The sequence below is a fragment of the Streptomyces virginiae genome, from assembly GCF_000720455.1.
Lineage (GTDB): Bacteria > Actinomycetota > Actinomycetes > Streptomycetales > Streptomycetaceae > Streptomyces > Streptomyces virginiae.
Window position 1 is genome coordinate 76,653 of the sequence record NZ_JOAK01000008.1, and the last position, 21,181, is coordinate 97,833.

18 protein-coding genes are annotated in these 21,181 nt (G+C 72.3%); 8 read left to right on the forward strand and 10 right to left on the reverse strand.

Annotated features, from left to right (window positions below; genetic code table 11):
• Window positions 1-4 precede the first annotated feature (4 nt).
• Window positions 5-1,927: a bifunctional metallophosphatase/5'-nucleotidase gene (locus IG86_RS0115285; RefSeq protein WP_030897228.1), complete on the reverse strand. Its 1,923-nt coding sequence runs from the start codon at window positions 1,925-1,927 to the stop codon at window positions 5-7.
• A gap of 254 nt (window positions 1,928-2,181) precedes the next feature.
• Here IG86_RS0115285 and IG86_RS0115290 point away from each other — a divergent pair, with 254 nt between their 5' ends.
• From IG86_RS0115290 to IG86_RS0115310, 5 genes are read left to right on the forward strand one after another with little or no spacing between them, the layout of a single operon-like run.
• The gene (locus tag IG86_RS0115290) at window positions 2,182-3,924 is read left to right on the forward strand and encodes an ABC transporter substrate-binding protein (protein WP_030897230.1); all 1,743 of its coding nucleotides are present in this window, start codon (window positions 2,182-2,184) and stop codon (window positions 3,922-3,924) included.
• A 23-nt stretch (window positions 3,925-3,947) separates the two neighbouring features.
• Window positions 3,948-4,901 carry an ABC transporter permease gene (locus IG86_RS0115295; RefSeq protein WP_030824159.1) on the forward strand — a complete coding sequence of 318 codons (954 nt, stop codon included), beginning with the start codon at window positions 3,948-3,950 and terminating at the stop codon, window positions 4,899-4,901.
• Entirely contained in the window at window positions 4,898-5,884 is a 987-nt protein-coding gene (locus IG86_RS0115300; protein ID WP_030824161.1) for an ABC transporter permease, read from the forward strand. Before IG86_RS0115295 ends, IG86_RS0115300 begins: the two co-directional genes overlap by 4 nt.
• Entirely contained in the window at window positions 5,884-6,882 is a 999-nt protein-coding gene (locus IG86_RS0115305) for an ABC transporter ATP-binding protein (RefSeq protein ID WP_030824164.1), read from the forward strand. Before IG86_RS0115300 ends, IG86_RS0115305 begins: the two co-directional genes overlap by 1 nt.
• Window positions 6,879-7,853, forward strand: coding sequence for an ABC transporter ATP-binding protein (locus IG86_RS0115310; RefSeq protein WP_030824167.1), 975 nt, complete (start codon window positions 6,879-6,881; stop codon window positions 7,851-7,853). Before IG86_RS0115305 ends, IG86_RS0115310 begins: the two co-directional genes overlap by 4 nt.
• Before the next feature lie 101 nt (window positions 7,854-7,954).
• On the opposite strand, the gene IG86_RS0115315 is transcribed toward IG86_RS0115310, so the two are convergent.
• The gene (locus IG86_RS0115315) at window positions 7,955-8,296 is read right to left on the reverse strand and encodes a HopJ type III effector protein (RefSeq protein WP_030824170.1); all 342 of its coding nucleotides are present in this window, start codon (window positions 8,294-8,296) and stop codon (window positions 7,955-7,957) included.
• Window positions 8,297-8,464: 168 nt separating this feature from the next.
• Here IG86_RS0115315 and ligA point away from each other — a divergent pair, with 168 nt between their 5' ends.
• Entirely contained in the window at window positions 8,465-10,519 is a 2,055-nt protein-coding gene (gene ligA / locus IG86_RS0115320) for an NAD-dependent DNA ligase LigA (RefSeq protein WP_030897232.1), read from the forward strand.
• Window positions 10,520-10,532: 13 nt separating this feature from the next.
• Here ligA and IG86_RS0115325 read toward each other — a convergent pair whose 3' ends face one another.
• On the reverse strand, window positions 10,533-12,587 hold the full coding sequence (locus tag IG86_RS0115325) for a S9 family peptidase (RefSeq protein ID WP_030824173.1): 2,055 nt from the start codon (window positions 12,585-12,587) through the stop codon (window positions 10,533-10,535).
• Between the two features lie 182 nt (window positions 12,588-12,769).
• Here IG86_RS0115325 and IG86_RS0115330 point away from each other — a divergent pair, with 182 nt between their 5' ends.
• Window positions 12,770-14,224 carry an MFS transporter gene (locus IG86_RS0115330; RefSeq protein ID WP_078658572.1) on the forward strand — a complete coding sequence of 485 codons (1,455 nt, stop codon included), beginning with the start codon at window positions 12,770-12,772 and terminating at the stop codon, window positions 14,222-14,224.
• A 51-nt stretch (window positions 14,225-14,275) separates the two neighbouring features.
• Here the strand turns inward: IG86_RS0115330 and IG86_RS0115335 are convergent, their stop codons facing one another.
• Entirely contained in the window at window positions 14,276-14,788 is a 513-nt protein-coding gene (locus IG86_RS0115335; RefSeq protein WP_030897234.1) for an FBP domain-containing protein, read from the reverse strand.
• A gap of 97 nt (window positions 14,789-14,885) precedes the next feature.
• Complete coding sequence (locus IG86_RS0115340) at window positions 14,886-16,325, reverse strand: cytochrome P450 (RefSeq protein WP_030897239.1); 1,440 nt, start codon at window positions 16,323-16,325, stop codon at window positions 14,886-14,888.
• A gap of 166 nt (window positions 16,326-16,491) precedes the next feature.
• Here IG86_RS0115340 and IG86_RS0115345 point away from each other — a divergent pair, with 166 nt between their 5' ends.
• Window positions 16,492-17,391 (forward strand): glycosyltransferase family 2 protein, encoded by a 900-nt coding sequence (locus tag IG86_RS0115345; protein ID WP_030897240.1) that lies wholly within the window; start codon window positions 16,492-16,494, stop codon window positions 17,389-17,391.
• Here IG86_RS0115345 and IG86_RS0115350 read toward each other — a convergent pair.
• From IG86_RS0115350 to IG86_RS0115370, 5 genes are all read right to left on the reverse strand, one after another.
• Window positions 17,388-17,807, reverse strand: a complete 420-nt coding sequence (locus IG86_RS0115350) for an Imm7 family immunity protein (RefSeq protein WP_338116747.1) — start codon at window positions 17,805-17,807, stop codon at window positions 17,388-17,390. The genes IG86_RS0115345 and IG86_RS0115350 overlap by 4 nt on opposite strands.
• A complete protein-coding gene (locus IG86_RS0115355) occupies window positions 17,797-18,312 on the reverse strand; it encodes a GNAT family N-acetyltransferase (protein WP_030824194.1) in 516 nt (171 codons plus the stop codon). Before IG86_RS0115355 ends, IG86_RS0115350 begins: the two co-directional genes overlap by 11 nt.
• A gap of 71 nt (window positions 18,313-18,383) precedes the next feature.
• Window positions 18,384-18,851, reverse strand: coding sequence for a hypothetical protein (locus IG86_RS0115360; protein ID WP_030824197.1), 468 nt, complete (start codon window positions 18,849-18,851; stop codon window positions 18,384-18,386).
• Between the two features lie 40 nt (window positions 18,852-18,891).
• Window positions 18,892-19,761: an AraC family transcriptional regulator gene (locus IG86_RS0115365; protein ID WP_030897242.1), complete on the reverse strand. Its 870-nt coding sequence runs from the start codon at window positions 19,759-19,761 to the stop codon at window positions 18,892-18,894.
• 71 nt (window positions 19,762-19,832) lie between these two features.
• Window positions 19,833-21,179 carry a tetratricopeptide repeat protein gene (locus IG86_RS0115370; protein ID WP_051785199.1) on the reverse strand — a complete coding sequence of 449 codons (1,347 nt, stop codon included), beginning with the start codon at window positions 21,177-21,179 and terminating at the stop codon, window positions 19,833-19,835.
• Window positions 21,180-21,181: the final 2 nt, after the last annotated feature.

Here is a 21,181-nt window from a genome sequence, read left to right on the forward strand (position 1 = left end):
CGGATCAGCAGGGCGGGCGGCCGCCGCCGCGGGCCGGCAGCGGCCGGTCCGCGGAGATGATCGCCGCCTCCGGGCGCGGTACCGGGGTGCCGTCGGGCAGGAGGAGTACCGGCGGGTCCACCACGGCTCCCACGTCGGCCGCCGCACTGCCCGCGTTCGCCGCCGTGACCCGCCCCCTGGGCTGCGGGGCCAGCACCGCAGTCTCGCGTACGTACGCCACGAAGCTCTCGAAGTCCCGCTGGTGCCGGTAGGGCTCCCGGAAGTCGGAGAGGGCCGGATGGCCGTCGCTCGCGAGGAACGTGTACGAGGGGGCCGCGAGCCGGTAACTGCGGCCGAGGTCCAGTGGGACGCCGTCGATGAAGACGTCCGCGGGACGCACCCGGTCCCCGACCGGACCCCGCGCGTCGAAGCTGTAGCGCACGTTCCGGGAGACGGCGAGGGGGGCGAAGCGCAGTTCGCCGCTCTCCGTCGTCGTCCACTGCTCCTCCAGCGCGTCGTGGATCCGCTGCCCGCTCACCCACGCGCTGACGATCGGATCGCCGAACCCGATGGCCCGCCACGCGCTGCCGAAGGTGACGGCGCCGCCCGACGCCGGGTCGAGGACGAGGTCCCCGGCGATGACCGCCTGGCCGACTCGGGGCGCTGCGGCGATCACGGCGAGTTGGGCCGGGACGTTGGGGTGGATGTTGGCGTCGTTCTCGGGGTCGGTGGGTCTGCTGCCCGCCCACAGCGCCCAGTCGGCGGCCAGGTTGCCCATGGTGCTCTCGCCCGCCGTGTTCCGGGCGCGCAGGAAGGAGCCGCTCTGCTGACCGATCCGGGTCCGGTCGCGTGCGGCGGCCTGTCCCGCCCAGTAGGTGACGACCTCCTGCAGCTCCGGATGAGGGGGGACGTCACGGGTGTTGGGGTGATTGGTGGACACGGTCAGTTCCCGGACCACCCGGCCGGTGAGCGGGTCGAGCCGTAGGTTGATCTCGTTGATGACCTGGCCGTAGCAGCCGGCCTCGACGAACGGGCGGGGTACGCCGTCGGGGTCGGGGACCATCATGTTGAACCGGGTGTGCCAGTGCCCGGTGACGATCGCGTCGATGTCCGGGGAGACCCGCAGCGCGAGGTCGAGGGCCGGCCCCGAGGGGTCGACGCCGCTGTTGAAGTCCGCTCCCGCCACGGCCCCGTCGTGCAGGCTGAGCACGATCGCGTTCACGCCCTGGCTCTTGAGCAGCGCCGCGTAGCGGTCGGCGGTGGCGACCGCGTCGAGGGTGGCGAGGCCCGGCTGGTAGGAGCCGGGGAAGCGTTCGCTGCCCACGGCGGTGAGGTGGATGAACCCGATGGGCAGCTCCCGGCCGTCGGCGGTGGTGACCCGCTCGATGTTGTAGGCGGGCAGGACCGTCGTCCCGCCCTGGCTCCGGACGAGGTTGGCGCTGTAGTAGCGGAAGTCGGCGCCGTGGAAGCGCAGGCCGGAGGAGTCCGTGAAGGAGGTGTCGCGGCCCTCGACCGGGAAGGGGATGCCCTGCTCCATGTGGCGCCGGAGCATGGCGGGTGATTTGTCGAACTCGTGGTTGCCGGCCGTCGCGAAGTCGAGCCCCATGCGGTTCAGGGCTTCGATCGTCGGCTCGTCGGCGAAGGCCGCGGCGTCGAACTCCCAGCCGGAGAAGGCGTCTCCGGGGGTGAAGAACAGCGAGTGGGGGTGTCCCTCGCGGAGACGTTCGAGGTGCGCCGCCATGTACGCGACGCCGCCGACGGTGTAGCTGCGGCCGCCGTTGCCGACGATGACGGAGTTGCTGCCGGGTGCGCCCTGCAGATAGCCGTGCAGGTCGGTGATGTCGAGGAGCTGGACGTCGACGTACTCGGCGGCGGTGGTGGCGTCCCGGGCGTCGGCGGTGGCCCGTGCGGGGACCCCGAGCGCGAAGGTCGCCGCCACGGCCCCCATCGCGGTGAGGAAGTCCCGCCGCCCCGGCTCCCGTGGTGAACTCCGGCTTCGCTGCGTGGCCCTGGCCTGCGTGATCACACCCGGCATGGTCCCGCCCGCCGGGCCGGCTGGCGTGCCGACGCGCCGACCGGTGTTTTGGACACGGCTGGGTAACGGCGGCTCCGACCCCTTGTCAGTGCAATTTCACATTACTATGTTACCGGTCACATCGCAGAGTCGTAGAGCCGCAGAGCGTGCCCTTCCCTGGAGTGACCATGACCAAGCGCACCCAACTCGCCCTTGCCACCGCCCTGGTGGCCGCACTCGCACTCGGGGCCTCGGGCTGTTCCGGCACCGGGAAGGGATCGGCCGGAGCCGGTGCCGCGAATCCGGCCGCCGCCAACGACGGCAAGATCCTCGGCGGCGAACCGGTCAAGGGCGGCACCCTCACCGTCCTGTCCAACCAGGACTTCGCCCACCTCGACCCCGCCCGCAACTGGGTCATGCCGACCATGGACTTCGGCACCCGCCTGCTCTACCGCACGCTCGTCACCTTCAAGGCCGAGCCCGGCCAGGCCGGCAGCGAGCTGGTCCCCGACCTCGCCACCGACCTCGGCACGCCCTCCAACGGCGGCCGCACCTGGACCTTCACCCTCAAAGAGGGCGTGAAGTACGAGGACGGCACCCCGGTCAAGGCCCAGGACGTCAAGTACAACGTCGAGCGGTCCTTCGCCCCCGACCTCACCGGCGGCCCCGACTACGCCGCCCAGTACCTGGCCGGCACCGAGGGCTACAAGGGCCCCCTGCAGGGGCAGCACCTGGACTCCGTGAAGACCCCCGACGACCGCACGATCGTCTTCGAACTCAAGCGCCCCGTGGCCGAGTTCTCCGCCACCGCCACCCTGCCGACCTTCGCCCCGGTGCCCCAGACCCAGGAGAAGGGCACCCAGTACGACGCCCGCCCCTTCTCCTCCGGCCCGTACAAGATCGACTCCTACGACCGCGACAAGAAGCTGGTCCTCGTCCGCAACGAGCACTGGGACCCGGCCACCGACACCGTCCGCAAGGCCTACCCGGACAAGTTCGTGGTCGTCATGGGCCTCAAGGGCGGCCAGATCGACGACCGGATCATCGCCGGCGAGGGCGCCGACGCCTCCACCGTGCAGTACGCCGACATGCGCCCCGAGAGCGCCCCCAAGGTGCTGCCCAAGCCCGAGGTCAAGACCCGGCTGCTCGCCGAGTCCCAGGGCTGCACCGAGATGCTCCACCTGAACAACTCGCGCGCCCCCTTCAACGACCCCAAGGTCCGCGAGGCCATGCAGTACGCCGTCGACAAGGAAGCCGTCGTCACCGCCGGCGGAGGGCCCGCCCTCAACGAGATCGCCACCGCCTACCTGCCCCCGGCCCTCGCCGGCGGCAAGCAGGCCGACACCCTGAAGATCCCCCCGGCCGGCGACCCCGCCAAGGCCAAGGAGCTCCTCAAGGCCGCCGGCAAGGAGACCCTGAAGGTCTCCCTCGCCGTCTCCACCGGCGACAAGGCCAAGGCCGAAGCCATCCAGCAGGGCCTTTCCCGCGCGGGCGTCGAGGTCGTCATCGACACCGTCGACCCGGGCGCCTACTACGACGTGATCGGCGACCTGTCCACCACCCCCGACATGACCCTCACCGGCTGGTGCCCCGACTACCCCTCCGGCTCCACCTGGATCCCCTTCGTCTTCGACGGACGGACCATCAAGGACAAGGGCAACCAGGGCAACTACAGCCAGTTCCGCGACGAGGAGGTCATCAAGCGGATCGACGAGATCAACGCCATGGCCGACGCCAAGCAGGCCAACCAGGCCTGGATCGACCTCGACGCGACCCTGATGGCCAAGTCCCCGAACGTGCCGATCCTGCTGGAGCGCAAGCCGCTCCTCGTCGGCACGAACATCGCGGGCGCGTTCGGCCACCCCGTGTGGACCGGCACCATCGACTACGGCACCGTCGGCCTCAAGGACCCCTCGAAGAGCCAGGGCTGAGGGAATCCGGAGCCCCCGACCCCATGACCACCACAGCACCGGCCCCCGACACCGCCGCGGCCGGGCCCGCGCCGGCGCCCGGCAGCAGCCCCTGGCAGCTCGCCCGGCGGGAACTGCGCCGCCGCCCCGCCGTCCGCGTCAGCCTCGGCATCGTCGCCCTCTTCGTCCTGATGGCCGTCACCGCGCCCTGGCTGGGCGCGCTCGGCGGCTGGTCCCCGCACGAATTCGACAAGAGCGCCGTCGACCCCTACCTCGGGGGCCAGCCGATCGGCGCCCTCGGCGGGATCAGCCCCGAGCACTGGCTCGGCGTCGAACCCGTCACCGGCCGCGACCTGTTCGCCCGCGTCGTCCACGGGGCGCAGGTCTCCCTCCTGATCGCCTTCGCGGCCACCGCCATCGTGGTCGTCGCCGGCACCGCCGCCGGGATCGCCGCCGGCTACTTCGGCGGCCGCACCGACACGGTCCTGTCCCGGCTCATGGACCTCACCATGTCCTTCCCCTCCCTCATCTTCATGATCGCGCTGCTGTCCGTGGCCAAGGACGTCAACCGGCTCGTCCTGATGACCGTCGTCATCGGAGTGTTCGGCTGGCCCGGCATCGCCCGCGTCGTCCGCGGCCAGACCCTCTCCCTCAAACACCGCGAGTACGTCGACGCGGCCCGCGTGGGCGGCGCCGGCCCCTGGCGGATCCTGACGCGCGAGATCCTGCCGGGCGTGGCGGGCCCGGTCATCGCCTACACCACCCTGCTCATCCCCGGAATGATCAGCACCGAGGCCGCCCTCAGCTACCTCGGCGTCGGGGTCCGCCCGCCCACCCCGTCCTGGGGCCAGATGATCGCCGAGTCCGTCGCCCACTACGAGACCGACCCCATGTACTTCGTCATCCCCAGCGCCTTCCTCTTCCTCGCCGTGCTCGCCTTCACCCTGCTCGGCGACGCCCTGCGCGACATCCTCGACCCGAGGGGCGGCCGCAGTTGATCGTCTACCTCGCCCGCCGGCTGCTCGCCCTCGCCGGAGTGCTCCTCGCCATCGCGGCCGTCACCTTCCTCATCTTCTACGTCCTGCCCGCCGACCCGGCCGCGGCCGCCTGCGGCAAGACCTGCAGCGCCGAACGGCTGGCCGACGTACGCGTCCACCTGGGCCTCGACCAGCCCCTGTGGAGGCAGTTCGCCGACTTCCTGACCGGCATCTTCACCGGCCGTACCCTCGGCACCGGCCAGTACGCCGTCACCTGCGACTTCCCCTGCCTGGGCTACTCGTACGAGAGCTCCCTGCCCGTGTGGGACCTGCTCATGGACCGGCTCCCGGTCTCCGCCTCCCTCGCCCTCGGCGCCGCCGTGCTGTGGCTGATCCTCGGCCTCGGCGCCGGCGTCACCGCCGCCCTGCGCAAGGACACCGCCACCGACAAGGCCCTGATGGTCGGCGCCGTCGCCGCCGCCTCCCTGCCCGTGTACTTCACCTCGGTCATGCTCATCCACGGGGTCATCCGCATCGCCGGACTGCTGCCCTACCCCACCTACCAGGCCTTCACCGACAACCCGCTCGGCTGGGCCTCGAACCTGCTCCTGCCCTGGACCGCGCTCGCGCTGCTCTACGCCGCCATGTACGCGCGCCAGAGCCGGGGTTCGATGATCGAGGCGATGGCCGAGCCCTACATCCGCACCGCCCGCGCCAAGGGCATGCCCGAGCGGACCGTCGTCGTCAAACACGGCCTGCGCTCCGGGATGACGCCGATCCTGACCATCTTCGGCATCGACCTCGGCGGGCTCCTCGCCGGCGCCGTCATCACCGAGTCCATCTTCGGACTCCCCGGCATCGGGCGGCTCTTCTACGGCGCCCTGGTCAACTCCGACCAGCCCGTGGTCCTCGGCGTCACCCTCCTCGCGGCCTTCTTCATCGTCGTCGCCAACCTCGTCGTCGACCTCCTGTACGCCGTCATCGACCCGAGAGTGAGGTACTGATGGCCGCTCCGCTCCTCGAAGTACGCGACCTGCGCGTCACCTTCACCACCCCTCGCGGGACCGTCCGGGCCGTCGACTCCGTCGGCTTCACCGTCGAGTCCGGACGCACCCTCGGCATCGTCGGCGAATCCGGCTCCGGCAAGTCCGTCACCTCGCTCGCCGTCATGGGCCTGCACCGCGGCGCGGTCGAGGTCGGCGGCTCCGTCGCGCTCGCCGGACAGGAACTGACGGGCCTGACCGAGCGCGAGCTGGGGAAGGTCCGCGGCCGCCGAATGGCCATGATCTTCCAGGACCCGCTCTCCAGCCTGCACCCCTACTACACCGTCGGCGAACAGATCGCCGAGCACTTCCGGGTCCACTTCCGGTCCGGACGGGCCGCCGCGCGCAGACGCGCCGTCGACATGCTCGGCGAGGTCGGCATCCCGGAACCGGCCCGCCGGGCGGGGGAGTACCCGCACCAGTTCTCCGGCGGCATGCGCCAGCGCGCCATGATCGCCATGGCCCTGGCGTGCGAACCCGAGCTGCTGATCGCCGACGAACCGACCACCGCCCTGGACGTCACCGTGCAGGCGCAGATCCTGGAACTCATCGCGAGGCTGCAGCAGGAGCGCGGACTCGGCGTCGTCATGATCACCCACGACCTGGGCGTCGTCGCCCGCGTCGCCCACGAGGTCCTGGTCATGTACGGCGGCCGCGCCGTCGAACAAGCCCCCGTCGACGCGCTGTTCGCCGACCCCGCCCACCCCTACACCCGCGGGCTGCTCGACTCGCTGCCCCGCCTCGACACCGCCGACGACGAACCGCTCCCCTTCATCCCCGGCTCCCCGCCGTCCCTCCTTCTGCCGGCCCCCGGCTGCGCCTTCGCACCGCGCTGCCCCCGGGCCGCCGAACGCTGCACCGGCGAACGGCCGGAGCCGGCCGCGTACGGGGACGGAACCGGGCGGACCGTCGCCTGCCACTTCGCCGGGGTCCGCGCCGTCGAGGAGGCGGCCCGATGACCGAGACCACCTTGTTGTCCGTACGGGACCTCACCATGACCTTCCCCGGCAGACGATCCGCGACCGGGCGCCGGGGGGCGCCCGTGCGCGCCGTCGACGGGGTCTCCTTCGACCTGGCGGCCGGGCAGACCCTGGGCCTGGTCGGGGAGTCGGGCTGCGGGAAGTCCACCACCGGCCGGATGCTCGTACGGCTGCTGGAGCCCACCTCGGGCCGGGTCGCCTTCGAGGGCAGGGACATCAGCCGGCTCTCCCAGGGCGCCCTGCGCCCCCTGCGCAGACACCTCCAGATGGTCTTCCAGGACCCGCACTCCTCGCTCAACCCCCGCCAGACCGTGGCCCGGATCATCTCCGAACCGCTGCTGGTGCAGGGCTGGAGCGCGGGGGACGCCCGGCGCCGGGCGGCCGAGCTGATGGAACTCGTCGGACTGATCCCCGAACACATCGACCGCTACCCGCACGAGTTCTCCGGCGGCCAGGCCCAGCGCATCGGCATAGCCCGTTCGCTGGCCACCAGCCCCCGGCTGATCGTCGCCGACGAACCGGTGTCCGCGCTCGACGTCTCCGTCCAGGCTCAGATCGTCAACCTGATGGAACGGCTGCGCGCCGAACTGGGCCTCGCCTACGTGTTCATCGCGCACGACCTCTCGGTGGTCAAACGGGTCAGCGACCGGGTCGCCGTCATGTACCTCGGCCGGATCGTCGAGATCGGGGACAAGGCGTCCCTCTACGAGAACCCCCAGCACCCCTACACCAGGGCGCTGTTGTCCGCCGTACCGCTGCCCGACCCGGCGGCGGAACGGCGGCGGGAGCGGATCGTGCTGCTCGGCGACCCGCCGAGCCCGGCCGCCCCACCTCCGGGCTGCACCTTCCACCCGCGCTGCCCCAAGGCCCAGGAGATCTGCCGCACGGAACGACCCCTGCTGCGGCTTGCCGCCTCGCGAGAGGTGGCGTGTCACTTCCCGGGTGACTGACGGGGATCACGGGAAGAAGGGAGGGCCCGGCGCCGTCACAACGGCCCCGGGCCCTTCCGCCGTCCGGTACGCGTTCGCCCCGGCCCCTGCCCCGGCGCCGTTCAGCTCTTGCGGGTCAGCGGCTGTCGCGCGAAGGCCACCCCGGCCAGACCGTGGGCCATGAGGTTGCGGATGTTGCCGTGATCAGTGCCGTCCGGCGTCGCCAGCACGCTGCGGTAGTGCTCACCGAACGCCTGCAGGGCCTCCTGGTCGCTCAGCCCCTCCAGCAGCGCCAGTCCCAGCGTCTTGCAGGAGCCCTCGTTCTCACCAGCGGCGTTCTCCGCTCCTCCGTTGCGGAACGCCTGCGGCTCGTACCGGTAGTGCTCGGTGATGAAGGCCAAGGTGTCGGCGAACTCGTGCTCACCCGACGCAAGGCTTGCCCGCAGCGAGTTCAGGTCGGTCATGTCGGTACCCCTGGGTTGGACGGACGATCCGGTCTGCCGTCCGTGACCGGGGGACGATATCCCTTCGCGGCCGGCCGGCAGGAATCGGGCCACATGTCGGACCGAGCGGCATCCGCGCAGGTGGCACGGCGGGGTCGGGCAGGGGCGTTGTCAGTGCCGGGCAGCATGATGACCTTCATGACCGAAAACAGTGCCCTGCTCTCTCCTGCCGCCTACGCGGAGGCCGTGACCACCGCCCTGGCGGCATCGGCCGCGTACTACGGCGACGGGACCACCCCGCTCGGTGACGACGAGTACGACGGGCTGCTGCGCGCCATCGCGGCCTACGAGGAGACCCACCCGGACGAGGTGCTGGCAGAGTCGCCGACCGGGAAGGTGGCGGGCGGGGCCGTGCAGGGCGACGTGCCGCACTCGGTGCCGATGCTCTCCCTCGACAACGTCTTCGACGCCGACGAGCTCGCCGAGTGGGCCGCAGGGCTGGAACGACGCCTCGGGCACCCCGTGGCCGGGTGGTGCGTGGAGCCGAAGCTCGACGGACTCGCGGTCGCCGCCCGCTACCGCGGCGGCCGGCTCGTTCAGGTCCTCACCCGCGGCGACGGCCTGGCCGGCGAGGACATCACCCACGCCGCCGACGCCGTCCTCGGTCTGCCGCCGGTCCTCACCCGGCCGATCGACGTCGAGCTGCGCGGCGAGGTGCTGCTGACGACCGCGCAGTTCGAGGAGGCCAACCGGATCCGGCTCGCCCACGAGGCCACGCCCTTCGCGCACCCGCGCAGCGGAGCGGCCGGCACCCTGCGGGCCAAGGACCGCCCCTACCGGGTCGAGCTGACCTTCTTCGCCTACAGCGCGATCGGCCTGGACGACCTCGGCCACGTCGCCCTGCTGGAGGACCTGGCCGCGCTCGGCGCGAACACGGCCGCCAGCACGGCCGCCGCCCCGATGCGGTGCGAGACCGTGGAGCAGGTGCAGGAACGCATCGACGTGATCGCCGGCCTGCGCGCGGACCTGCCGTTCGGGATCGACGGTGTCGTCGTCAAGGCCGACACGGCGGAGGACCAGCGGCAGGCCGGCAACGGCTCGCGCGCCCCGAGATGGGCGGTGGCCCGGAAACTGGCGGCCGAACACAAGGTGACGCGCCTGCTGGAGGTGGAGTGGAACGTCGGCCGGACCGGGATCATCGCCCCGCGCGCGGTCCTGGAGCCCGTGGTCATCGACGGGGTGACGGTCACCTACGCCACGCTTCACAATCCGTCCGACATCACCCGTCGCGGGCTCATGATCGGGGACCAGGTGTTCGTGTACCGGGCCGGCGACGTGATTCCCCGGGTCGAGGCACCGCTGGTCGACCAGCGCACCGGCGCCGAGAGCCCGATCGTCTTCCCCGAGGCGTGCCCCCGCTGCGGGGACGCGATCGACACCTCCGAGCAGCGGTGGCGGTGCGTGCGCGGCCGGAGCTGTCAGGCCGTGGCCTCGGTGATCTACGCCGCGGGCCGGGACCAGCTCGACATCGAGGGTCTCGGCGGAACGCGCGCGATCCAGCTGGTGGAGGCCGGTCTGGTCCAGGACGTCGCCGACCTGTTCACGCTGACCCGCGAGCAGCTCCTCGGTCTGGAGCGGATGGGTGAGACCAGCGCCGCCAACCTCCTGGCCGCGATCGAGACCGCCCGCGGGGCCGCACTGAGCCGTGTGTTCTGCGCCCTCGGCGTCCGCGGCACCGGACGCACGATGTCGCGCCGGATCGCGGCGCACTTCGGCTCGATGGCCGCGATCCGGGCCGCCGACGCCGACACGCTGGCCGGTGTCGACGGCATCGGCACCGAGAAGGCACGCGTCATCGCGGCCGAACTCGTCGAGCTGGCCCCGCTCCTCGACAGGCTCCAGGCCCAGCAGGTCGGCACGCAGGTCACCGAGCCGCAGAAGCCCGCGACCGAAGCGACCGGCGGGGACGGCGCCGAGGACGCGGCGGGCGGCCCGCTGGCCGGTCAGGCCGTCGTGGTGACCGGCTCCATGACCGGCCCCCTCGCGGCGCTGTCCCGGAACGAGATGAACGAGCTGATCGAGCGGGCCGGCGGAAAGGCGTCGTCGTCGGTGTCCAAGCGCACCACGCTCCTGGTGGCGGGCGAGAAGGCGGGCTCCAAGCGCACCAAGGCCGAGGAGCTGGGCGTCCGCATCATCGACCCGGAGGTGTTCGCCGATCTCGTCGCCGACCTCCTCCCGGCCTGACGAGGCAATACGCCTAGCCCAGTTCGCGGCGGAAGAAGTCCAGTTCCAGCGCCATGACCTTCTCGCGGGTGCCGCCCGGTGTCATGTGGGTGACGCCGGGGAGGGCCAGCAGCTGGTGCGGGCGGCCCGAGTCGGTCAGCGCCCGCGACAGGCGCAGGGTGTGCGAGGGATGGACGTTGTCGTCGGCCAGGCCGGTGACCAGGAGCAGCGGACGGGACAGCTTCGGGGCGTCGGGCAGGAGCGAGTCCCGTTCGTAGACGTCCGGGTGGTCCTGCGGCAGGCCCAGGTAGCGCTCGGTGTACGCGGTGTCGTAGTGCCGGAAGTCGGTCGGCGCGGCTCCGGCGGCGGCCGCGTGGAAAACGTCGGGGCGGCGCAGTACGGCCATCGCCGACAGGTAGCCGCCGTACGACCAGCCGCGGATGCCGACCCGGCCGAGGTCGAGGTCGTCGTGGCGCGCGGCCAGCGCGTGCAGCGCCGCGACCTGGTCGTCCAGGGTGACCTGGGAGAAGCCGCGGTACATGGCCCGGGTGTGGGCGGGGGAGACGTACGCGGTGCCGCGGTTGTCGACGGTCACCACCGCGAAGCCCTGGTCGGCCCACCACTGGCGGTGCTGCCAGCGGCGCGGGTCGGCGGTGACGTCCTGGGCGCAGGGGCCGCCGTAGCTGTCCATCAGGACGGGCAGCTTCCGGCCGGCGACGTGCCCGCGGGGCAGCACCAGCGCGGTGGGGATCGCGTGCTCGGTGACCCGTTCCAGGACCGGGGCGACCCGGTACGGCAGCGGCTGCGACAGGTCCGCCGGTGTGAACTCCCGCCCGTCGGGGGTGCGTACGACGCGGCGCACGCCGTCGGCGTCGGCGCTGGTCAGCAGCAGGTGCCCGGCCGAGGCGGTCACGCTGTGGACGCCGGGGCCGGCCACGAGCGCGGTCGCCTTCCCGGTGGTGGTGTCGAGCAGCAGCACCTGCTGCTCGGCCGGGTCGCGCAGGGCCGCCTCGATCAGCAGCCGGCCTTCGTGGACCCCGGCCACGCCGCGGACCTGGATCTCGTCCCCGGTGATCGGTACGCCGTCCACGGCGAGGCCGCGCGCGGCGCCGCTCGGGGTGTCGGTGACGGTCAGCATCCGCCCGTCGGGGAGGCGGCGGGGGGTGCCGGCGACGTCCGGGTCCACCCACAGGGGGTGCGTGGTGCGGGACAGTTCACGGGTGCGGCCGGTGGCCGGGTCGGCGGAGAGCAGGACGACGTTGCGCTGGAGCCGGTCCTGGACGGTGAGGAGGATCTCCTCGGCAGACTCCCAGCCCGCGTCGCTGACGTAGGGGTAGGTCTCGGCGTCCCAGTCGATCCGTGTCCGGGTCTCCCCGAGCACCCACAGCTGGACGTCGGCGTTGGGCCCGCCCGCCTCCGGGTAGGCGAAGTCCTCGGCCGGCAGCTCGGGGTGGGCCGGGTCGGCGAACCACCGGCGCTGGAGGGCGGATTCGTCGACGCGGGCGGCGAGCAGCGTGATCCCGTCGGGGGACCACCAGTGGCCCCGGGAGCGGCCCAGTTCCTCGGCGGCGGCGAATTCGGCCAGGCCCCAGCGGGCCCCGTCGTCGGGGCTGACCCGGCCGCCCGGGGCGACGTACAGGGCGTCGTCGGCGACGTAGGCGGTGCGTGAGCCGTCGGCGTTGGGCCGCGGGTCCAGCGCGGGTCCGGCGGCGGGGATCTCCCTGGGCGTGGTCCCGGCGCCGTCGGCGGTGACCTCGTAGAGCCGTCCGTACAGGGCGAAGGCGGCGCGGCGCCCGTCGCCGGAGAGGGCGTAGGAGCCGATCCCGGCGGCGACGAGCCGGGTGCGTTCGCGCAGCCGGCGCTCGGCGGTGGGGAGCGGGCCGGGCTCGGGACACAGCTCGCGGGGATCGGCAAGCCGGATCTCCTCGCCGGTGGCGGTGTCGAGCACCCAGAGGCTGTCGAAGGCGTCGGTTCCTCCGGTCGACCGGAGGAACCAGAGCAGCCTGCCGTCGTCCCCGAAGGACAGTGCCCGCGGGGCGCCGTAGGTGAATCGGGCCGTGCTCGCGGAGAGCCTGAGGAAGTCATCCATGATCGTAGTGTGACATGTGAAATGTCACCTACACTAGGCCGTTCGAGTGGTGACCCCAGGGGAGCGGGCTTAGCGTCGAGAGGGTGGACCCGAACGCAACGCCGAGCAGCAAACGGACCGACGGCACGGTCCGAGGAAGCGGCAACGGACTCGCCCTGTTCGTCATCGCGTCCTGCCAACTCATGGTGGTTCTCGACATCACGATCGTGAACATCGCGCTCCCGCACATCCAGAGCGCACTGAACTTCTCGACCGAAAGCCTCTCCTGGGTCGTCAACGCCTACACCCTCGCCTTCGGCGGCCTGCTGCTCCTCGGCGGCCGCACCGGCGACATCCTCGGCCGCAAGCGCGTCTTCATCTTCGGTGTCCTGCTCTTCGGCCTGGCTTCGCTCCTCGGCGGACTCTCACAGAACGAGGGCCAGTTGATGGCCGCACGGGCTCTCCAGGGCGTCGGCGGCGCCATCGCCTCACCGACCTCCCTCGCCCTGATCACCACCACCTTCCGTGAGGGCCCGGCCCGCAACCGGGCGTTCGGCGTGTTCGCCGGAGTCTCGGCGGCCGGCGGTGCGATCGGACTCCTCGCGGGCGGCATCCTCGTCGAGTGGCTCGACTGGCGCTGGGTCCTCTTCGTCAACGTCCCCATCGCGCTCGTGATCGCCGTGCTGGCCGCGAAGGTCCTGCACGAGTCCGAACGCCACCCCGGGCACTTCGACTTCGCGGGCGCGCTGCTGTCCACCGTGGGCATGGTCGCGCTCGTCTACGGCTTCATCCGGGCCTCCCAGGAGGGCTGGCGGGACCCGGTGACGCTCGGCTCGTTCGGCCTGGCCGTGGTCCTGCTGACCCTGTTCATCCTCAACGAGCGGCGCTCGCCGCAGCCGATCACACCGCTGCACATGTTCGCCGACCGCAACCGGGCCGGGACCTACGGGATCATGCTCATGCTCGCCTGCGCGATCTTCGGCATGTTCTTCTTCCTGACCCTCTTCGTGCAGAACGTGCTCGGCTTCAGCCCGATCCAGGCCGGCCTCGCCTTCCTGCCGGTCAGCGCGGTGATCGCGGTGGGCGCGGGCCTCACCGCGAAGCTGCTGCCGAAGTTCGGGCCCAAACCGTTCATGGTCTGCGGCGCGCTGTCCTCGGCGGTCGGACTGGCCTGGCTGACCCAGATCGACGTCCATTCCACCTATCTCGGCAGCATCCTGGGCCCGATGCTGTTCTTCGCGCTCGGCATGGGTCTGCAGTTCGTCTCGCTGACGCTGATGGCGCTGTCGAACGTCACCGACCGGGAGTCGGGCGCGGCGTCCGGACTGCTGAACTCGATGCAGCAGGTGGGCGGCTCGCTCGGCCTGTCGATCCTGGTGACCGTCTTCGGCACGGCCAGCCGCAACGAGGCCAAGGAGCAGGTGCCGGACTTCCTCGCCACGGCCGGCCCCGTGCAGAGGGCCTTCTTCGAACGGACCGGCCAGCTCCCGAAGCCCTGGGGCGACCAGGTGCTGACCTCGGGCATCAGCACGGCCTTCGTCGTCGCGGCCCTCTTCACCCTGGTCGGGGCGTTGATCGCGCTGTTCGTCATCCAGGTCCGCCCCTCCGACCTCGAACGCCTCCAGGGCAATCACAAACCGGCGGCCGACCGGATCTGAGCCGCCGGCCTCCGGTGCGTCGGGCCTCCGGTGCGTCAGACCACCGGTGCGTCAGGCCACCGTGACCCCGGTGACCCGGGACACGAAGCCGTTCAGGTTGCCCTCCATGCGCGCGAGACGCTCGTCCAGGGTCAGCGACTCCTCCTGCCGGCCGGCGCGCAGCTTCGGCTGCCGCTTGCCGCGCACGTACAGGGAGCAGGCCAGGTCCGCGCAGATGTACGTGCCGACGGTGTTGCCCTCACGGCCGCGGGCGCCCGCCAGCGGTGCGGCCAGCAGCGTGACCCCGGAGGAGGCGTGGCCCGTCAGGCAGATCTGGCACAGGCTGGACTTCACCGCGCTGGTACGGCCCACGGACGGCACGCGCAGGGAGATCCCCAGCGGTCCCTCGTCGCGCGGCAGCACGAGATGGGCCCGCAGCGGTGCGCCCGGATCCACCCATCCCAGGAAGTCCAGTTCCTCCCAGGGCAGTTCGGCGAAGTCGAGGGGCAGGCGCATGCGCGCCGCCTCACCCTTGGTGCAGTTCACGAAGGATGCGCGGATCTGTTTCTCGGTGAGTGGTTCCACGGGCATCGACCCTATTGCGTGCCCCCGCCGCCCCGCACCCCAATATCCGGAGGGTGGCGTGTGCCGTCGCGAAGCCGCCACCGCCGCAATAAGGGATTCAGCCGGAGACTGCCCAGGGGGTGTCCAGGCGGCGGACCCGGCAGCGGGCCGGCCCCTGCGCCCGCAGGGTGATCCCCGCGCTGACCGGGATCTCGGCGTCCACCGCCTCGAACGAGTACGCCCGCAGGATCATGGCCAGCGCGATCACCGACTCCAGCATCGAGAAGTGCTGCCCGATGCAGGCGCGCGGGCCGCCGCCGAAGGGGAACCACGCGTAGCGCGGCCGCCCCGCCTCCGCCTCCGGGGTGAAACGGTCCGGGTCGAAACGGTCCGGGTCCGGCCAGTGCTCCGGGCGGCGGTGCGTCACCCAGGGCGCGAGGATCACGTCCGCGCCTGCGGGGACGGCGTGCCCGCCGATCCGGGTGGCGGCGACGGCCTTGCGGCCGATGACCGGTGCGGCCGGGTACAGCCGCATGGCCTCCTTGACCACCTGCGAGAGGTACGGGAGCCGCTCCAGGTCGGAAGCCTGCGGCGGACGGCCCCCCAGGACTCGGGTGATCTCCTCGCGCGCGCGGTCCTGCTGCTCCGGGTGCCGGGCCAGCAGGTGCAGGGCGAAGCAGAGGGAGGTCGCGGTCGTCTCGTGCCCGGCGAGCAGGAAGATCAGCACCTGGTCGCGGAGTTCGCCGTCGTCGAACTCACCGTCGTCGAACTCACCGTCGTCGAACTCGCCGTCGTCCGAGCTCCGGGCGGCGGCCAGCAGCGTCAGCAGGTCCTCTCCGGAGGCGTCCGCGCCGGCCCGCCGCCGCTGTCCTATGATCCGGTCGCAGACCCCGTACAGCTCCTCCATCGCGGCGGCCGCCCGCCGGTTGCCCGGGGTGGGCCAGTTGCGCGGGATGTTGGCGGGGGAGTACCCGCGGCGCAGCACGTAGTCCGTGATGACCGGGAAGCAGCGGGCCACGACGTCGGCGGTGGCCTCCACGTCGGTGCCGAAGAGGATCCGGGTGACAGCCCGCAGGGCGAGGTGCGTCATCTCGTCGGAGACGTCGACGATGCCGTCCAGGGCCTCCTCCCAGGCCGTGACGACCGAAGCGGTCTCGGCGGCGACGGCCCCGGCGTACCCGTCCACCCGGCGCCGCGTGAACAGCGGCTGCACGAGCCGGCGCTGGCGCAGGTAGTCCTCGTCCTGACTGGTCAGCAGGCCGTTGCCGAAGGACTCCCGGACCTCCTGGTAGAAGGCGTTGTCCTTGCGGAAGTTGGCCGCCTGGGAGGCGAGCACCTGCTGCACGCCCTCGGGGGAGAAGACGCAGTACAGGTCGGCCCGCATCCCGGGCGGCCCGGCCGAGACCCGCACGACGTCACCGTGCCGCTGCTGTGCCCGCAGGTAGGTGCCGAGGGAGTCCGACTTCAGGTCGTGGAGCGATCCGAGCAGCGGCGCCCCGGAGAGCGCCGGAACCTCCGTACCCGCGTCGGCGCCGCCCGTGTCCGTGCCCAGTGCCATCCGGATGCCCGTCCCCTCGTCCCCTCGCCCTGCCGGAGCCCGATTCTGCCGCCCGCGCCCGCCCCTGGCGAGAGTGCGTGCCCCGTCGGGCCGGATCGGGCCGGATCGGGGGCCGGCCGGGGAGCCGGTAGGCTCGCGATCGATCACCGGGTGCCGGAGGGACGTGATGGGTGTGGCCCGACCGCGGGTGGGCGTGGCGGTGCTGACCATGGGAGACCGGATGCCCGAGCTGCTGGCCCTGCTGGACTCGGTCGCCCGGCAGGACGAGCCGGCCGCCCGGATCGTCGTGGTCGGCAACGGGTGCGCGCTGCCGGGTCTGCCGGACGGGGTCGTCGGGGTGGAGCTGACGGACAACCTCGGCGTCTCCGGCGGCCGCAACGTCGCCTGGCAGCGCCTGCGGGAGTTCGGTGACGTGGACGTACTGGTGGACCTGGACGACGACGGACTGCTCGTCGACGCCGACGTCGTCCGCCGCACCGCCGACCTGTACGAGACCGGGGCCGGGCGGCGGGGCGGCGCGCGCCTGGGCATCGTCGGCTTCCGGATCGCCGACGAGACGGGCCGGACGCAGCGCCGCCACGTCCCGCGCCTGCGCGCCGCGGACCCGATGCGGCGCGGCCTGGTCACGACGTTCCTCGGGGGCGGCCACGCCCTGTCGATGGAGATGCTGGAACGGACCGGCGGCTGGCCGGACGCGTTCTTCTTCACCCACGAGGAGACCGACCTCGCCTGGCGCGCGCTCGACGCGGGCTGGGACATCCTCTACGAGCCGCAGCTCGTGCTCCAGCACCCGAAGACCTCACCCGCCCGGCACGCGGTCTACTACCGGATGACCGCCCGCAACCGGGTCTGGCTCGCCCGCCGCCGCCTCCCGGCGCCGCTCGTGCCCGTGTACCTCGGCGTGTGGATCGCGCTGACGGTGGCCCGGACGCGGTCGGCGGCCGGGCTACGAGCCTGGTTCGGCGGGTTCGCCGAGGGCCTGCGATCCGACGCGGGCCCCCGCAGACCCATGCGCTGGCGCACGGTGGCCCGAATGACCCGACTGGGCAGACCCCCGATCGTCTAGAGGCCCTCGTAGCGGTCCTCCAGTACGGGGATGCAAGGCGACAGGGCCGCCTCCACGTCCTCGGTCACCCGCCCGCGCACCATCCGCAGGACGCGGACCTCGTTCTCGCGGCCGCGGTCCTCGTCGTCACGTACGTGCATCACCCCGTACGAACCGGGTGCCAGCCGTCCGACCTCGCCGAAGAACTCCACGACCTCCGGGTCGCGGTGGTTGCGAAAGCCGCCGAGGTGGACGAACAGCTCCCCGTTCATCCACCGCAGGTCGAGCAGACCGGGACTGCCGATCTCCTCGATCCGGGCCGCGACGGCTCCGGCGATCCGCCGGAGCCGGACGTCCCCGCGGGCGCTGTCGTCGGCGTCGGCGCTCTCCTGGACGCTGATCCAGCCGTGGTACTCGAACATGCCGTCACAGCTCACGCAGGTAGCGGAGCTCGCAGAGGGTGACGCCGTCGTAGACGTCGTCCTGCGTCGCGCCGTCGGGCGCGTAGCCGGCCCGTTCGTAGAACTGCCGGGCCCGCCGGTTGTCCTGGAGGACCCACAGGGCGGCCGTCTCGAAGCCCTGCTCCTTCATCGCGGCGTGCGCCTCGCCGAGGAGCCGGCGGCCCACACCCGTACCGATCAGGTCCGGCGCCACGTACAGGGCGTAGACCTCGCCGATCCGCCCCGCGCCGGACACCAGGATCCGGGACGGCCCGAAGCAGATCCACCCCACCGGGCCGCGCTCGCCGAGCGCCACGAGGTCCCCCGACACGCCCCCGGCGCGGGAGAACCGCTCCCGCCGCCGGGCGGCGTCGTCCTCGATCGTCATCGCGTCCAGGTACGACTGGGGAACGATGCCGGCGTACGCCGCCTGCCAACCCCGGACCCGGATCGCCGAAACGGCCTCGATGTCGGCCTCGTCCATCTCACGCACGCGCACCATGGCGCCAAGGTAGGCCACGACCTTCGCGCCGAACCACCGTTTATCGACGACCACCGGTGATCGGTGGAGGCTCAGACGCGAGCCCGGACCTGCCGCACCGCATGGCCGAGGGCCTCGGCGACGGCGGCCAGTTCGGCGTCGTCGAACCAGAGACGCTCGGGGTTCCAGACGGCGATCTCGAACCGGGCGAAGCCGCAGGGCCAGTCGTAGTCCAGCGCGTCCAGGGTGGTCGCCCCTCCGCAGCACGGAGTCCTGGTCGCAAGCGTCGCGAAACCGTCGCCGCAGTGGGCTCCGAGCAGGTCTCCCCACCACTCGGTGTCGACCGAGGCCCGGCACAGCGGGCAGCCGATCCTCTCCAGGTTGTCCCCGCAGTCCACGGCGGTCACCGCGTCGTGCCAGGTCATGTCGATCTCGACGTCCACCCCGTCGACGACGCCCGGCGTCAGCCGTTCGACCATTACGAACGCGCGGTCGGCGGCGGCCCGGTCGGGCTGCCACCCCGCATCGGTCGGAATGATCGACAGGACGTCGTCGCTCACGGCTCCCCCAACTGGTCGGACGGCGACGGCACCGATGGTGTCACGTCGGCTCGACGGGCAACCACAGCTCGCAGGTCGCGGTGCTGAAGTCGGCCGCGCGGTCGAGGGTGGCGACGATCGAGGGGCCCGGCCGCAGGCGCCACGGGTTGGAGGGGAGCCAGTCGGTCGCGGTCGCCGCCCAGGTCGTCTGCAGGGCCTGCGGATGCGGCCCGCTGGTACGGAAGACCGCCCACGTCCCCTCCGTCACCTCGATGGCGTCGAGGCCGTCCGGGGCCGGCGTGTCCCGGTCGAGGGCGACGCCGTGCAGGTAGGTCAGTTCGCTGCCCTCCGTGCTGTCGGGATCGAGGTCGTCGGAGACCTGCAGCAGGCCTCGCGGTTCGGTGTCGCCGAGGGCCTTCAGCCGCTGGTGTTCCTCCGGCGGCAGTGCGGCGATGTGCTCCTGGATGTGCGGGTTGACGCCCTGGTGGATGAGCGGGACCCGGGTGGCGTGTCCGACCAGCCGGAACGCGGGTCGGTTGACGAGGCGGGTGTCCATGGGGACGCTCCCTTCGACGGTCAGGCGGAACCTGAGCTGCGGTTGTGTGCGCAAGGGGCCTCCATCGCGGCGGACCTCACCGGGGCCGGCGCCGTGGACCGCTCGGAACGCCCGTCCGAACGCCTCGCTCGACCCGTACCCGTGCCGGACCGCGATGCCCAGCAGGTCCGCTTCGCCGCGGACGACGTCGGCGGCGGCGACGGTCATGCGCCGCCGCCGTACGTATTCCGACAGCGGCATGCCGGCCAGCGACGAGAACATCCGGCGCAGGTGGTACCCGGTCGTACCGAACGCCCCCGCAAGCGCGTGGACATCGGGATCCTCCGCGAGGTGCTCCTCGACGAGGTCGACGAGCTGGTTGAGTGCCGAGATCACGAGGCCTCCTTTCGATTCCAACCCTGGCAGCGAACACCGAGCCCGCACCCGACCGCTGCGAACCGATCCGATCAGGCGCGCGGTCTGAGGCGGTCTCTCCGCAGGGCCTCCGGGCTGTCGAAGCGGTCACGGAGGAGGGCGACCGCCCGGTCCGGCTCGCCCCGGCGCACGAGTCGTTCGGCGCGGGCGACCGTACCCGCCAGCGTCCCGTCGTGGGCCTCGTCGCCGGGGGAGTCGGCGAACTCGAACCCGTGGTCATAGCCGGGGAAGAGCTCCTCCAGGCCCGCCACGAGCTCCCGGCCGACGGGCCCGGCGGCGCGGACTTCGGCGAAGGCCTCCGCAGGGCGCCCGCGGTGGGCGTGGACTTCCGCCCGCTCCCGGAGCCGTTCGCCGATCGTGCCTCCGTGGCGGGCGTGGAAGTCGTCGATGTAGGCCAGGGCCTCGTCGCAGCGCCCCTCGTCGGCGAGCCAACGGCACAGGGGACGCATGATCCACTCCGGATCGCCGCCCATGGTGTGCGGGACGGGCCGCAGGACCTCGACGGCCTCTACGCGACGGCCGTGCCGGACCAGGAGTTCGGCCAGGTGAAGCGCCACATGGGGATCGGCCGGGTCGCCGGCCGCGCGCCGTAGGGTCTCGACGGCCTCCTCCACCCGCTGTTGCTGCTCCAGGTGGTCGGCCAGGGCGGCCAGGGCGTACTCCTCGCCTCCGTCCGCGACGAACGCCCGCAGATCGGCCTCGCGGTCGTGGCGGGCGAGGAGATGGGCGAGCTGCTGCGCGTGGTCGGCGTACATCACGCCGTCGACGTGTACGTGACGGCGCAGCAGGTCGGCGGCCTCGTCGACGAGGCCCTGACGTTCCAGCAGGGTGGCGTGCAGGGGGACGGTGTTCCAGGCGTCCGACGACCCCGGTCCGAAGGGGTCCGTCGCGCCGACGCCCACGGCGGGGAGCAGCGCCGCGATCTCCGCGTCGCGTCCATGGCCGGCCGTCACCTCCACCAGCACCCCGGCCAGTGCCGGGTCGGCGGCGCGCGGTCCCAGCAGGGTGACGACCTCGTCGATGCGGCCCAGGCGGGCGAGCAGGGGAGCCAGTTGGCGGGCGGCCCGGCGGTCTCCGGAGCGTGCGGGGCGGCGGAGCAGGGCGACGGCCTCCTCGACGCGGTCCCATGTGGCGAGCAGCCCGGCGACCGTACCGACCGCCCGCGGCCATCCGGTGGCGACGAACGGTGCCAGCAGCGCCAGCGCCGCTTCCTGGCTCGTCGCTGCCTGAGCCAGGCGATGCGCGCAGTACCAGTCCCCGGCGTCGGCCTGGTCGCGCACGACGCCGACGTGGCCGTGCTCCAGGAGCAGCGAGGCCACGGTGGGCGGTATCCAGCCGTCGTAGGTGCGGTGGCGGTGATCCAGGTCGACGGCGTCCATGC

Excerpts from the sequence above, each read along its gene's own strand:
- IG86_RS0115285 (WP_030897228.1), bottom strand. The coding sequence starts at position 1,927 with ATGGGGGCCGTGGCGGCGACCTTCGCGCTCGGGGTCCCCGCACGGGCC.
- IG86_RS0115290 (WP_030897230.1), top strand. The coding sequence starts at position 2,182 with ATGACCAAGCGCACCCAACTCGCCCTTGCCACCGCCCTGGTGGCCGCA.
- IG86_RS0115295 (WP_030824159.1), top strand. The coding sequence starts at position 3,948 with ATGACCACCACAGCACCGGCCCCCGACACCGCCGCGGCCGGGCCCGCG.
- IG86_RS0115305 (WP_030824164.1), top strand. The coding sequence starts at position 5,884 with ATGGCCGCTCCGCTCCTCGAAGTACGCGACCTGCGCGTCACCTTCACC.
- IG86_RS0115310 (WP_030824167.1), top strand. The coding sequence starts at position 6,879 with ATGACCGAGACCACCTTGTTGTCCGTACGGGACCTCACCATGACCTTC.
- IG86_RS0115315 (WP_030824170.1), bottom strand. The coding sequence starts at position 8,296 with ATGACCGACCTGAACTCGCTGCGGGCAAGCCTTGCGTCGGGTGAGCAC.
- ligA (WP_030897232.1), top strand. The coding sequence starts at position 8,465 with ATGACCTTCATGACCGAAAACAGTGCCCTGCTCTCTCCTGCCGCCTAC.
- IG86_RS0115325 (WP_030824173.1), bottom strand. The coding sequence starts at position 12,587 with ATGGATGACTTCCTCAGGCTCTCCGCGAGCACGGCCCGATTCACCTAC.
- IG86_RS0115330 (WP_078658572.1), top strand. The coding sequence starts at position 12,770 with ATGGTGGTTCTCGACATCACGATCGTGAACATCGCGCTCCCGCACATC.
- IG86_RS0115340 (WP_030897239.1), bottom strand. The coding sequence starts at position 16,325 with ATGGCACTGGGCACGGACACGGGCGGCGCCGACGCGGGTACGGAGGTT.
- IG86_RS0115345 (WP_030897240.1), top strand. The coding sequence starts at position 16,492 with ATGGGTGTGGCCCGACCGCGGGTGGGCGTGGCGGTGCTGACCATGGGA.
- IG86_RS0115355 (WP_030824194.1), bottom strand. The coding sequence starts at position 18,312 with ATGGTGCGCGTGCGTGAGATGGACGAGGCCGACATCGAGGCCGTTTCG.
- IG86_RS0115370 (WP_051785199.1), bottom strand. The coding sequence starts at position 21,179 with ATGGACGCCGTCGACCTGGATCACCGCCACCGCACCTACGACGGCTGG.